Origin of the sequence: Lysinibacillus sp. FSL K6-0102, from assembly GCF_038003545.1 — a bacterium.
GTDB lineage: Bacteria > Bacillota > Bacilli > Bacillales_A > Planococcaceae > Lysinibacillus > Lysinibacillus capsici.
In genome coordinates this window covers 2,474,700-2,488,666 of record NZ_JBBOPH010000001.1, presented here as the reverse complement: position 1 = coordinate 2,488,666, position 13,967 = coordinate 2,474,700, and the positions used below count along the sequence as shown (strand labels likewise).

Here is a 13,967-nt window from a genome sequence, read left to right as displayed (position 1 = left end):
ATGCTCTACCTTTATATTACAGGATAATGCTGGTTTTTGCGAAACATCACTCTAGTGAAATACCTAAAAAATCACTTAAAAAGGCTTTGTTTTGCTCCACATCGATGACAATAGAATCGCCCGCATGGCTAAAGTTTTGGAATTGATAGCTACCCTCGATAGGGATGGTTGCTTTCTCAATGTTTACCTTGCCCTTTGATAGCAATTTAAGCACTTGCTGCATTTCCTCAGTAGATGAATAATCTGTTGTGATATAGCCCTGTGCCGCACCAACAAATTTTGGTAAATGCAACATATTCGTAGGCGTTAATAACTCTGTTTTTAATGCCTCAATCACTTTTTGCTGACGTGCAACACGCCCAAAATCTCCTTCTGCATCATGACGGAAACGCGCATAGCCTAGTAGCTCCTGTCCATTTAAACGATGAACACCTTGCTTTAACTCTACCCCAATATTTTCAGACATGTCCTTTTCAACATCCATTTCCACACCATTTGGCGCTAAAATATCCACTAAGGATTCAAAGTTTTTAAAATCAATTAGTGCATAATGATGGATCGGTAGGCCAAACATATTTGTCAATGTATCCTTTAATAGCTGAACACCGTCTAGGTAGTAGGCTGTATTAAGCTTATAGGATTGATAGCCTGGAATATCCGCGTAAATATCACGCATAAAGGATACGAGTTTAATATTGTTATTTGCTTTATTCCAGGATAATACCATCATTGTATCGGTACGTGATTTTTCCTCTCCACGTGTATCGACCCCTAAAATCAAATAGTTTTCAATATCCCCTTTGATGCTATCACCCGTAAAATCTTCCGGTGCTACTTTCGTGTCATTGGCTAGCTCTAGTCCACTGCGATATTGCATGACCGAATAGCCGACAATCACAATGATACACAATAGTAATAGTGTAAAAAATGCTCTCCCTTTACGTAATCGACGCTTTTTAGGACGTTGGGAGCGTCTCGTATAATCTTGCTCTTCCATAACAACTAACTCCTCTATTTTGATATAGTTAATGTAACGATTGATTAGCTAGAAAGTTTCATTATAAAAAGGATCTATTCCATGTTTTTCTATCTAAACGTTATTTTACACCCATTTGCACAGTTTGGCGTAAAACAATGCTATAATATTTTCACAAAAGAAAGGATGATTCAAATGATAGAAAAAGCGACATTTGCTGGCGGCTGTTTTTGGTGTATGGTCAAGCCATTCGTCGAGTGGGACGGTATACATAAAGTCACTTCAGGCTATATGGGTGGCCACTTAGAAAACCCAACCTATGAAGATGTCAAAAAAGGAACGTCAGGTCATTTAGAAGTAGTCGAAATCGAATTCGACCCTGCTATTTTTAGTTATGAGCAGCTCCTTGACATTTATTGGATGCAAATTGACCCGACGGATGCGTATGGACAGTTCCATGACCGTGGTGAATCCTATACTACAGCAATCTTTACCTATACAGATGAGCAAAAGCAAATCGCAGAGGCCTCGAAAGAAAAGCTTGCCAATAGCGGACGCTTTGATAAACCTATTGTAACCAAAATTCGCGATGCTGAACGCTTTTATCCAGCAGAGGATTATCACCAGGATTATTATAAAAAAGAGACAGCACACTATCAGCAAGACCGTGCCGTTTCTGGGCGTGATACGTTCATTGCGAAGCATTGGGAAAAATAATATAAAAGAGGTGTCTCCAGCTTGTGGGACACCTCTCTTTTATACAATAGCAACAAATTTATTAAACAGAGGCTTCTAAAAACGATTGAAGTGCGTCAAAGAAGCGTTGACCATACTTCTCAAATTTTACTTCCCCTATACCACTCACCTGTCGTAAATCCTCCAGTACAGTTGGTCTCTTATCACATAAATCACGTAACGTTTTATCGGAAAATACAACAAATGGTGGGACCTTTTCCTCGTCGGCAATCTCTTTGCGTAATACCCGTAAGTGTTCAAATAATGGATCATTATCCACCAGCTTCTTCACTGTGACAGCTTCCTTACGCATGACCTGTCGATTGCCAAGCAGCACTTCCTTGCCTTCAGCAGATACATAAATTGTAGGGAATGTACCGTGCTTCACAGCCAGCAAGCCCTCTGCAATTAAAAATTCAATAAAGTTGGAGACATCCTTAGAGGTATATTGTCCTTTTAAAATGCCATAGGTCGATAAACGGGCAAAGCCAAATTCAGCGATCTTTTGATTTTTAGAGCCAATTAACACCTGTGCCACCATGGTCTTACCGAATTTTTGTCCCATACGCACAACACAGGCCAGCACCTTTTGCGCATCCTCTGTCACATCTGTCACTGCTCGCCCGTCAATACAGTTACTACAACGCCCACATGGCTCCTCCTCTACTTCCCCAAAATACGCTAAAATCGCATTCTGTAAACAGCCCTCGGTATGGCAATAATCGACCATTGTTTGAAGTTTAGCTAGCTCCTGTGTAATACGAGCCTCATCCTGTGACTGTTCGATAAGAAAACGCTGTGTTTGAACGTCCCCTGAAGCATACAATAAAATACAAGCACTTGGCAGACCATCTCGGCCAGCACGGCCCGCTTCCTGGTAATAGCTCTCCATATTACGAGGCATTTGATAATGCAACACAAAGCGCACATTACTTTTATCAATACCCATACCAAAAGCATTCGTTGCCACCATGATACGTGCCTCATCTTTTAAAAACCGCTCCTGCTCAGCCATTCTTAAATTCTCTGATAGACCTGCATGATATTTCGCAACGTCTTCACCAGAGCGACTCAGCACATCATAAATGGCATCCACAGCTTTTCGAGTAGCTGCATAAATGATGCCCACTTCCTGTTTATTTTGTTGTACATAATTTTTTACATACCGTTCTTTATTTTCACCAATTAACACCGAAAGTGCCAAATTCTCACGTGAAAAGCCTGTCATGACCGTTGCCTGCTCATCAATCGCTAACAATTGACGAATATCATCACAAACCGTTGGCGTTGCAGTAGCTGTCAGCGCTAAAACAGTGGGTTTTTGTGGCCATAGCGTAAAAAGCTTGTGGATCGAACGATAGCTTGGTCTAAAATCATGCCCCCATTGCGATATACAATGAGCCTCGTCAATCGCAAGTAATGGGACAGATAAATACGACAATGCTTGAAGAAACGTCGTACTTTCCAGTCGTTCAGGTGCAATATAGAGGAGCTTTAAATAACCCGCACTAGCAAGCTGCATGGTTTCATCCACTTCCTGTGCCGTCAGCGTACTATTAATATAGGCTGCTGGAATATTTGCTGTACGTAAAGCCTCCACCTGATCTTGCATCAGTGAAATCAGTGGCGAAATCACGATGGTTAACCCCTCAAGGATTAGCGCTGGAATTTGATAGCAAATGGATTTCCCTCCACCTGTTGGCATAACACAAAGACTTGACTGCCCTCGTAATGTTTGTTCAATAATCTGGGCTTGTCCTTGGCGAAAGGTATCATAGCCAAAATGATGCTGTAGCATTTGTCTAGCTTGCTCCATGCAAAATTCACTCCTTGTTTGTGAGACCAAGTAGCTTGTACTCGCCCTGTTCATTTTTTTCTAACTCATACAACATGTTGGAGTAGGCAAGTGCCTCCTGTCCAGCAGCATTCGTCAGGACATATTCCGTTTTAGCCTGTACGATAAGACGCTGCCCTTCTACGCGAATTGCCTGAATATCCGTGTCTGAGAAATGAATCTTGGCTTGCTTGGAAGCATAATAGGCAACCATACTAGCCAAGGTTTCCTGTATAGCCTCTGTCCCGACAATCGGTTTCAAAACACTTGCATCCTGGGTTGTCACAGCCCCCTTTAAATGCTTGTGAAACGTATCTAAAAATAGCATAATTTCATCGGTATTATACGCAAATATATTTTCTCCATATTGTTCGATTGCTTGCTGTACAGCTTCTTTATCCCCTTGTTCAATATAGGGATATAAGTTTTTCGATTGGGAAAGTCGTACACTGGCTGTCATGCCCTCCTCAATCCATTCATCGATGGATGCTTGGAATTCCTTTATAGGCAATATGTATGGCTGCGACTGTCCTTGCTGTTGTCGATTAAAATATAATCCGACAATAGCTCCGTTTTCAGCCTCCATGACAGGGCTTCCTAGAGGTATCGATTGTTCCGCTTTTATATAATAAGCCGCTACTTTATCTTGGTATTTTTGAATCGTATAGGGTAAGCCATTCACATAAACAGCTAGCTGATTTAGCTCACCTTCATATAAATTAGGCACTTGCACATCCGCTTGATAGGTTACTCGTAGCAGGGCCATATTATAGGCTGTTGACATGACATGAATAGTTGCTGCTACCAGCTTGTCCTGACCAAATTGAACAAGGGCAGTTGGTTTGGATGCCACTAGTGCACCATTTGTTAATATATACAGTTGATCATCCTGCTGCCTGATAATAATGCCTGCTCCAACACCATGCTCTCCAATCACTTTGACCTCTGGGACAATTTTCTCCTGTTGCTTCGTCACAGCTCCCTCTGTTTCCACCTCTGCCTTTTTATTTTGAAACCAACCTGTTCCTATTTGACTGTCGCAGCCTGCTACAAGAAAAGCTGTCGCTCCTAAAATGAGCACTTTTTTATACATACCTTCACCAAAACTTTCTATTCTACATTCTCTCTTCTCTATCATAATCAAGGACTAGTAATGTTTCAAGTTTACATAATATTATTATTGAATAATTGATATTAGAAAAATGCAGCAACTTCCCTAAAGTCATTTCTTTCTACCCATTAATATTGATGGAAGACAAAATTTGCTGTGAGGATGGAAGGATATTATACCCTCAAAATAATTTTCACATAAAAAGACATGTGCAACCTGACACATGTCTCTTACAATCATTTTTTTCTTAATAGTCCAGTCGTTACTAGAATGCCGAGCATTAATAATACAAAGATCAGATACGTCCATGTATGGTTGCCCGTTAGGTCATAGCAAATGCCTATTAGAATGGGGATAATGGCACTTACCATAAAGCCACCTGCCAGCACCATAGATGACCAACTGGTGGCCTCCTGATCATTTTTGGCTTCATCAAGAGGCAGCAATAGTCCGATTGGAAATAGCCCGCTTAGCACAATGCCAATTAATAAAACAGCCAGCCATAGGTAAATACCCGCTGTCAGCCAGAGTAGCATAAATCCAATCATGCCGACAAAGCTAAACACTAGTAGCCAGGCCATTCGACTTGGCCATTTTTCCATGAGAATTGGTACCGCCATATTCCCTATCATTTGTACAATAGACATAATTGTTAGCATAGCACTGGATGCCTCTAATGACAGGCCTTTATCCTGCAATAGCGGCGTAAGCCATGACATGATTGAGAAAAAGAGTGATGTTTGTAAACCAAAGTACAGTAAAATTACCCAGGCACGTCTAGATGTCCACGGATTACGGACTTCTTCTGACGTAGTTACTTGTTGGAGCTGCTCGTTGTGTTTGGATGGAATTGCCGCTAGCCAGATAACGAGAGCAATTATAGCAAGGATTGACCACATACCAAGGGCGATTGTCCAGCTATTACTGAAACTCTGATAAAAAGTCACGGTTAAGGCTGCACTTAAAGTAGCCCCTACGCCTATACCGAATGAATAGATACCGACTACTGTCGTAAAACGTTCTGGAAACTTTTTCTTAATATAAGCATTTAGGATAGGACCAATCATTGCAATCGCTAAGCCTGCCGCAAAGCTTGTCACGATGAGCAAGAGATAGCTTGCTTGGAAAAAGCGTAGCCCATTCGCGATTACAAGGATGGCCACTAAAAGGGTGATAGCTGATTTCGTGCCCATTTTTCGCTGAAGCGGGACAGCCAAAGGTGCGAATAATCCCATACAAAAAACGGGGATAGCTGTGAGAAAGCTCATGCTTGTATTCGAGACTTGTAAGGATGTCATGAGGACATTAAAAAGCGGTCCTATTCCCGTGACAGCTGGCCTCATATTAAGAGCGACAAAAAATATACTAATGACCACGAAGGTGAGTGATAATGTCCAATGTTTTTTAACCAATTGTTTGATCCCCTCTGTTATTACGCAGCCTTCATTTATGAAAAGCTTGCATGGATTCCTCTATCCTTTTATCATGTTTTCGATGGTTGGTCAATGATTGGACAGTTTACCTTTACATGGCTAAGGCTTCTTACATATTTTCAGGTGATTCAATACCTAATAAGGCTAATGACTCTTTTAAAACAATAGCAACACTCTGACATAATGCAAGACGGGATGCTTGCTGTTCATCTTCTACTAATATTTTGTACTGTGCATAATATTTATTAAATAAACGTGCCAGTTGTAAGGCATATTTCGCTATTTGGGACGGATCAGCCTGCTCAAAAGCTATAGCTACCGTTTTAGGAAACTGTTCTAGTAATGAAATAATCGGCCAAGCCTGCTCTCCTAAAGATTTGAAGAGCATATCTTGAGTCGGAGCTTTCTTTTTATCTAAAATAGAGCAAATACGTGCATATGTATACTGTACATATGGCCCTGTTTCGCCTTCAAAATTCATCATTTGCTCGATTGAAAATTCAATATCGTTGAGACGATGGGATTTTAAATCATTAAAAATTACCGCTCCAACCCCCACTTGCTTTGCGACTTGCTCTTTGTTAGGTAGAGAAGGGTTTTTCTGCTCCATATTACGCTTTGCAGTCGTTATAGCTTCTGCTAGTACATCTGCTAATAACACCACTTTGCCTTTACGCGTCGACATTTTTTTGCCATCCTTCAGTATCATGCCAAATGACACATGTTGCAGATTCTTTGCCCAAGGATAGCCCATTTTTTCGATGACCTGAAAAAGTTGTTTAAAGTGGAGGGACTGCTCATTGCCAACAACGTAGAACATCTTATGGGGCTGGTAGTGCTGTTGGCGATACAGGGCTGCTGCTAAATCACGCGTCGCATAAAGCGTGGCTCCATCCGTTTTCGTTATTAAACATGGAGGCATCTCCTCCATCTCCACAACATACGCACCTTCTGATTCCACAAGGAGCCCTTTTTCTTTTAATTCTGTTACAACGGACGGCATTTTGTCATTGTAAAAGGCTTCACCTATAAAGGCATCAAAATGAATTCCTAATAGCTCATATATTGTTTGAAATTCTATGAATGACACATCTCGGAACCATTGCCATAATGCCTGTGCCTCTTCATTACCGTCCTCCAATGCTTTAAAGGTGGCACGAGCCTGTTCATTGAGCGTTGGGTCTTGCTCGGCCTCTTCATGAAACTTCACATAAATCTTTAATAACTCCTCTATCGGGGAAGCTGAAATAGCTTGTTTATCACCCCAAAGCTGATAAGCAACAATAAGCTTGCCAAATTGTGTACCCCAGTCCCCTAAATGATTGATACGAATGGCTTGATAGCCATTTTTTTCTGCAATATTTGCTAAGGCATTACCGATGACCGTTGAACGTAAATGTCCCATCGAGAAAGGCTTGGCGATATTAGGAGAGGAAAAATCCAAGACGACCGTTCCCATCTTTGTTGGCGTAGTACCATATTGTTGCTTGTCGCGCAGAATCTTGCGTAACACCTGTTGCGTCACCTTTTGTTGATCAAGAAAAATATTGACATAGCCACCAACAGCTTGCACACGCTCGATACTGTCATGATTTAATTGACTTGCTATATGTGCCGCGATACTCTGCGGTGATTTTTTCAACACTTTTGCTAGAGTAAAGCATGGAAAGGCTACGTCCCCTAGCTCCAAGCTTTTGGGTTTTTCTAATAATGACAATATGTCCTCTCCTATTATTTGCTGCTTTAATGTGACTGCTATACTGTCGGCGATTTGTTGATTCATTTTGCTCCTCCTCCTGTTCAAATAAAAAAGCCCTCGCCTCTATAATTAGAGACGAGAGCATGATAATCCCGTGGTACCACTCTAGTTGCCATGTAACATGACCACTTTCCGTTGTTAACGAGGTGACGCCCCGCTATTCTCTACTATTTGTTCGAGAATCTTCTCCAAAGTGCGCTTCGTTCATGGTTCCTGCATTAGGCTCCCACCATCCCTAACTCGCTAGCCAGTCATTCCATCAATTACTCTCTTTTTCATCGAATTTTTTTATGATTTTGACATATATTACAGGACTTTCTAATTGGCGTCAACCCTTTTTTACGTTGCCGTTTCAGCAAAAAACGCTCCTCACAAGGAGGAACGTTTTTTTTCTACATAATGAATCACATCAGCCATAATCGCATACATCTCTTTTAATTTTAATTTCTTATTATCAGAGACTTTCTTCGCTACTTTCTCCGTGACAATTCCTTTTTCTACTAATGTATCCCAGCTAGTCGCATTGGATTCACCCATGAGGACGTCAGCCAAATATTGAGCTAGCTCATCTCGCTCAATAGCTTCATCGCCTTGATTATAAACTTTATTGATGACAATTTCGAGCTGGTCCTTCATTCCTGCTGCACTTTCTCCACCAGCACGTTGCATGCTCTCTTTTAACATTTTAGCAAACTTTATTTTCGTCGCCTTACTGTCTACTTTTAGGTCATTATCATAGCCGCCCACAACAAGGCCGTAATTAATGAGGGTTTGAATGGCTTCATCATACCATTCTCCTTGATATGGATACTCAATTGAAAATGAATCAACATAGGCACCTTGCTTAGCCAATTGCTTTCGTAATGTAGCGATTAATGGTTTATCCTTACTCATGTCTCTAAAGGTTACATCGTGCTTCTGTGCAAGAGCAGCTGCAGTCCCAGCCGCTTCACCTGTCACCATCCCTGTTGGAACAATACGTGCACTACCAGCTGCAAGTGAGGAATAACCAGCAGAGCGTCCGACAACCAATAAGCCATCAATATCCTTCGGTACTAACGAGCGGAAAGGAATAGCATATTGCTTGGGTGAAGCGATCACATAGCCGTAATCATGAGGCGTTTGCGCTTGCACATCGACTGGATAAGAGGCAATGCCAATGCTATCCCACTGATCACTATTTTTCCACAGGTCTGCCATTGGTAATTGATACTCTGCCCAAATATGTCTCGTTTCTCGGACGTAGAGCTCTTCTGGATAGCTGACAATTTCAGCTTTTTCAAACCCTGGGAAGTTTGTTTGTAAATATTTTAGAATGTGTAACGTTTCTTTCTTCCCAGCGACAATCGCCGCTTGTTTTGAGGATTCATTCAAGCCATCAATACCAAAAATCTGTAAGGCATTGATGAAATATTCATCATCTACACGAGCTAAGTTTAACCCTCGTAATCTTGTACCCTCTTGTAATGGCTTGTATTCATCATGTAGCTTTGTAAAGCCCCACATCACCGTATGATTTAAATTAGCACCGCCAAATACACCGGAATTAGCCGCTTTTTTGACTTCATCCCAATTGACATTTTTTAAATGTAGCATTAAAGTCACAGCCATACGCTTATCCTTTATGCCAATATCTTCTCCGCCCACAAAGAAAGGAACGCCCGACAAGGCTGCAAAATCAGCATCCTGTGTAGCATCTATGAATGATTTCCCCGTCACAACATATGTACCGTACTCATTTTTTAATTCCACAGACGTTAATTGTTGTTGTTTGACATTTGCTTTCACAACCTCGGTTTGCACGGATAACGTTAAGTTGGGCTCTTCATCGATTAGCTTTTTAAAGGCTGCCTTAGCACCTACAATGCCAAAAGCGTCATTCCCTCTAACAAGCTCATGCCATTCCTTAAATATTCCCTCACTAATCGAGTTGTTATGGCCATCACGAGGAATGTCGAGGAAATTCAGCATACCATATGTAAATAATCCACCTAACTCTTGTCGTTTTTCGACCAGCAATGTTTTCGCACCATTTCGAGCAGCAGCCACAGCCGCAGCCACTCCCTCTGGCTCACCACCGATGACAATAACATCATATTCTTCCTCTATATGTTCAATTGGTTCTGGCTTTTTATACTCATCTACTAATTTATTGTATGCCATAGAGTTTGTTATTTCTTTAATAAAATAGTAGCTACCAAACCCAACTAAAACTACTATTACACAAGTGGCTGTCCATAATAAGCCCTTACCCATAATATACCTCCAATTGTTAAAATTTCCATTGATGTGTTTATTTAATCATCATTCCCGCCACAAGGGCTGAATGTCCTAGTTGAACGCAGGCATAGCATATCATTACCACAAACGAATAATTCTTTAGCTTACAGCATTCTCTATGAAATTATCATTAAGATAAATGAATGAAATCATTTATGAGGATTGTGATGTTTTTCGTCTAACTTTAGCAACATCTATCTAGTATAAATGAAAGAGCCACGAATAGCTGGCATTCAAAACGGGGATGGGCTTGTGGGCACCAGTGATGATTTACTTGATATATAAACAGTCAGAATCATTTTAGACGAAACCTTTATGAATAAGCAACTAAAATCCCCGTGGTAAATGATGTCATTTTTCTATTCTTTTTCAAAAATAGTTAATCACACTACAATAGACGCCTCACTCTCCAAGAAAGTTACACCAAATTTAAATTTTTTATTGTATCTTTATTCAGTTTATGTTTAACAAAAAATGTGGAAAGAACGCCAAACCTTGATTTAATAATGTTTATAGACTATGGAACGTATTTCATGCTATACTAGAGCCATTGTGAAAAAAGGAGGAACTTGCATGATTCAAGTTAGTAATGTAGGTCTTCGCTATGGCGATCGTAAACTATTTGAAGACGTAAATATAAAATTCACACCAGGCAATTGCTACGGTTTAATTGGGGCAAATGGTGCTGGTAAATCAACATTTTTAAAAATCCTTTCTGGTGAAATTGAAGCGCAGGAAGGAAATGTATCGATGGGTAAGGACGAACGTTTATCTGTCCTGAAACAAAACCACTTCGAATACGATGAGCATACAGTGCTCGACACAGTTATTATGGGGAATAAACGCCTATATGACGTGAAAACAGAAAAAGACGCTATCTATGCAAAGGAAGATTTCTCAGATGAGGATGGCATGCGTGCTGCAGAGTTAGAAGGTGAATTTGCAGAGCTAAACGGTTGGGAAGCTGATTCAGAAGCGGCTACACTATTAAACGGTTTAGGTATCTCCGATGATCTTCATTACATGCTAATGGGCGATCTTGAAGGTTCTGACAAAGTTAAAGTATTACTGGCACAGGCACTGTTTGGTCAGCCTGATGTACTATTACTCGATGAGCCTACCAACCACCTTGACTTAAAGGCAATTCAGTGGCTGGAAGAGTTCCTGATTAACTTTGAGAATACAGTTATTGTTGTATCCCATGACCGTCACTTCTTAAATAAAGTATGTACACATATTGCGGATTTGGACTTCTCTAAAATCCAATTATATGTAGGGAACTATGATTTCTGGTATGAATCTTCTCAATTAGCGCAAAAAATGGCACAAGACCAAAATGCGAAAAAAGAAGAGAAAATTAAAGAATTACAAGCGTTTATCGCACGTTTCTCTGCCAATGCTTCTAAATCGAAGCAAGCAACATCTCGTAAAAAAATGCTTGATAAAATTGAGCTTGATGATATTAAGCCATCAAGCCGTAAATATCCATTCATCAACTTCCAAATCGGGCGTGAAATTGGTAACGATGTCCTAACAGTAGACGGTCTAACAGCAAGTCATGAAGGCGAAACGCTATTCAAGGACATGCGCTTCTCGATGAACAAAGAAGATAAAATTGTTTTACTTGGTAGCCCAATGGCGAAAACAGCACTTCTTGATATTTTAATGGAAGAAAAAGAAGCGGATGCTGGCACATTTAAATGGGGGGTAACGACATCTCAAAGCTACTTCGAAAACGATCATGACAAGTACTTCGAAGGTTCTGAAAAAACATTAGTAGAATGGTTACGTCAATATTCTCCAGACGATGAAACAGAAAGCTTCCTTCGTGGTTTCCTAGGACGTATGCTGTTCTCTGGTGAAGAAGTGAAGAAATCCCCTGCTGTTCTTTCTGGGGGCGAAAAGGTACGTTGTATGCTATCGAAAATGATGCTTGCGACAGCAAATGTTATTTTATTAGATGAACCTACGAACCACCTTGACCTTGAATCTATTCAAGCATTGAACGAGGGCTTAATTCGTTTCAAAGGCGCAATGATTTTCACATCACATGACCATCAGTTCATCCAAACAATTGCTAACCGTGTCATCGAAATCCGTGAAGACGGCTCTATTTTAGATAAGCAGTTAACATATGATGAATTCCTAGAGTGGAAAGATAGCCAAGGCTTAAGCTAAGCTTTACAAAAATCCTCTACCCATAGTGGGTAGAGGATTTTTTTGTCTTTCGTGTTTATATGGTTTTTAAAGGATTAAAAGGATTTTTATTGAATTATATAGTATAGCATTAATGAGGGGGTAATCTTCGTGAAGAAAATTGCAATTATATCAGATATTCATGGGAATAAAACGGCATTAGAGGCCGTATTAAAAGACATTCGCTTAAGAAAGATTGACAGAATTTTTTGTTTAGGTGATTTAATCGGCAAGGGCCCTCAAGGTTCTGCCTGTATAGAACTTATCCAACAGAATTGTGAACAAGTCGTACGAGGCAATTGGGACGTATTTATTCAATCCCCTACTGACAATGATTTTCTCCAATGGTTTAAAGATCGATTAACAGCAAAAGACTATCAATATCTCGGGTCATTACCCTTCCATATTGATCTTGAATTAAATGAACAGCTCATAAGATTTTTCCATGCGTCTCCAAGAAGTGAATTTGAACGTATCCTACCAAATCATCCACTTGAAAAGCGTTTATCTATGTTTGAGAATACGGCAGTAACCAATTCAAGCCATTACAAGAAACATCCTGATATTGTGTTCTATGGCGATATCCATACAACTTTTTTACATACATATAAACAAGGAATTCTTTGTAATGTAGGGAGTGTTGGTAATTCACTTGACCTAACTTCTGCTTCCTATGCCATTCTAGATGGAACACAGTCAAACAATGCCATCCAATTTATTAGAGTAGCATATGACCGAGAGGCTGAGCTAATGATCGCAAAAGAGCTGGGTATGCCTCAATTAGATCAGTATTATAATGAAATAATGTTTGCCAACTATCGAAATGCTTAGTACCGTCATAATTAAAAAAGAATCCATTTTCATGCCAACATGGATTCTTTTTTATATTCAACGCTGAAAATACCATTGCAGCGCATTCTTGTAGAGGATTTTATCAGCAGCCTGTTGATCAAATAGCTGTTGAATCAATTCCACATCCCCATAATTAAAAGGTCGTTTAGCTCTTGTAGACGGGCAATCTGTTCCAAACATGAGGGCATCTGGATTAGCATTATAAATCGCTTGTAAAGCATGCTTCACATCCAGCTCCACACGACCAAAGCCAGTCGCCTTGACACGTACTCCCTTATCAACAAGCTTTAATAAATGTGGCAGCCCTTCTTCCGACAACCCTAAATGATCGATGGAGATGGCTGGTAATGCTTCAATTGTCGAGGCTATCTCCGGTATTTCCTTCGCATCGATATATAATTCACTATGCCAGCCCACCAAATCATAAACCCGTCGTGCAAAGGTTTCTAGCTGTGATAAATCCTCTGAGCCACCTCGTCTACTATTAAAGCGTAATGCCCGTACCCCATTGTTATGTAAATGTACAATTTCATCATCCGTGACCGTATTAGATAATTGCGTTACCCCACAAAACGTGGGACCAAGTTGTTTCAATGCTTTTAAAAGATAGGCTTGGTCAAATCCTTGAAAAGATCCTGATACAATGGCGCCTCCCGCTATCTGGAGACTCACTGTGTCCTTTTGATAATCCTCTACTACATAGCTTGGTGGCATATAACCTTGATTTTCGATAATCGGAAAATTAAAGTCAATGATATGAAAGTGTGCATCAAAGATTCGCATCATTTGTC

Annotated in this window: 10 protein-coding genes and 1 other annotated feature; of the genes, 3 read left to right on the top strand and 7 right to left on the bottom strand. The window is 40.3% G+C overall.

Features of this window, described 5'->3' with window-relative positions; all coding sequences use genetic code 11:
• Positions 1-46 precede the first annotated feature (46 nt).
• On the bottom strand, positions 47-997 hold the full coding sequence (locus tag NYE73_RS12600) for an LCP family protein (protein WP_259950744.1): 951 nt from the start codon (positions 995-997) through the stop codon (positions 47-49).
• Between the two features lie 174 nt (positions 998-1,171).
• Here NYE73_RS12600 and msrA point away from each other — a divergent pair, with 174 nt between their 5' ends.
• Positions 1,172-1,693 carry a peptide-methionine (S)-S-oxide reductase MsrA gene (gene msrA / locus NYE73_RS12595; protein WP_081011039.1) on the top strand — a complete coding sequence of 174 codons (522 nt, stop codon included), beginning with the start codon at positions 1,172-1,174 and terminating at the stop codon, positions 1,691-1,693.
• A gap of 61 nt (positions 1,694-1,754) precedes the next feature.
• Here msrA and recQ read toward each other — a convergent pair whose 3' ends face one another.
• The 5 genes from recQ to NYE73_RS12570 form a co-directional block, all read right to left on the bottom strand.
• Positions 1,755-3,527 (bottom strand): DNA helicase RecQ, encoded by a 1,773-nt coding sequence (gene recQ / locus NYE73_RS12590; protein ID WP_259950743.1) that lies wholly within the window; start codon positions 3,525-3,527, stop codon positions 1,755-1,757.
• A 7-nt stretch (positions 3,528-3,534) separates the two neighbouring features.
• Positions 3,535-4,638: a TcaA NTF2-like domain-containing protein gene (locus tag NYE73_RS12585; protein ID WP_259950742.1), complete on the bottom strand. Its 1,104-nt coding sequence runs from the start codon at positions 4,636-4,638 to the stop codon at positions 3,535-3,537.
• Positions 4,639-4,892: 254 nt separating this feature from the next.
• Complete coding sequence (locus NYE73_RS12580) at positions 4,893-6,068, bottom strand: MFS transporter (RefSeq protein ID WP_066036784.1); 1,176 nt, start codon at positions 6,066-6,068, stop codon at positions 4,893-4,895.
• 130 nt (positions 6,069-6,198) lie between these two features.
• Positions 6,199-7,872, bottom strand: coding sequence for an arginine--tRNA ligase (gene argS, locus NYE73_RS12575; RefSeq protein WP_259950741.1), 1,674 nt, complete (start codon positions 7,870-7,872; stop codon positions 6,199-6,201).
• A 44-nt stretch (positions 7,873-7,916) separates the two neighbouring features.
• Positions 7,917-8,136, bottom strand: a binding site (T-box leader).
• Positions 8,137-8,217: 81 nt separating this feature from the next.
• Positions 8,218-10,104, bottom strand: a complete 1,887-nt coding sequence (locus NYE73_RS12570; protein ID WP_311198633.1) for an FAD-dependent oxidoreductase — start codon at positions 10,102-10,104, stop codon at positions 8,218-8,220.
• A 597-nt stretch (positions 10,105-10,701) separates the two neighbouring features.
• Here NYE73_RS12570 and NYE73_RS12565 point away from each other — a divergent pair.
• Both NYE73_RS12565 and NYE73_RS12560 read left to right on the top strand, forming a co-directional pair.
• On the top strand, positions 10,702-12,306 hold the full coding sequence (locus NYE73_RS12565) for an ABC-F family ATP-binding cassette domain-containing protein (RefSeq protein ID WP_004230062.1): 1,605 nt from the start codon (positions 10,702-10,704) through the stop codon (positions 12,304-12,306).
• A gap of 129 nt (positions 12,307-12,435) precedes the next feature.
• Complete coding sequence (locus NYE73_RS12560; RefSeq protein WP_048392870.1) at positions 12,436-13,155, top strand: metallophosphoesterase family protein; 720 nt, start codon at positions 12,436-12,438, stop codon at positions 13,153-13,155.
• Positions 13,156-13,212: 57 nt separating this feature from the next.
• Here NYE73_RS12560 and NYE73_RS12555 read toward each other — a convergent pair whose 3' ends face one another.
• Positions 13,213-13,959 (bottom strand): amidohydrolase family protein, encoded by a 747-nt coding sequence (locus NYE73_RS12555; protein ID WP_259950740.1) that lies wholly within the window; start codon positions 13,957-13,959, stop codon positions 13,213-13,215.
• Positions 13,960-13,967: the final 8 nt, after the last annotated feature.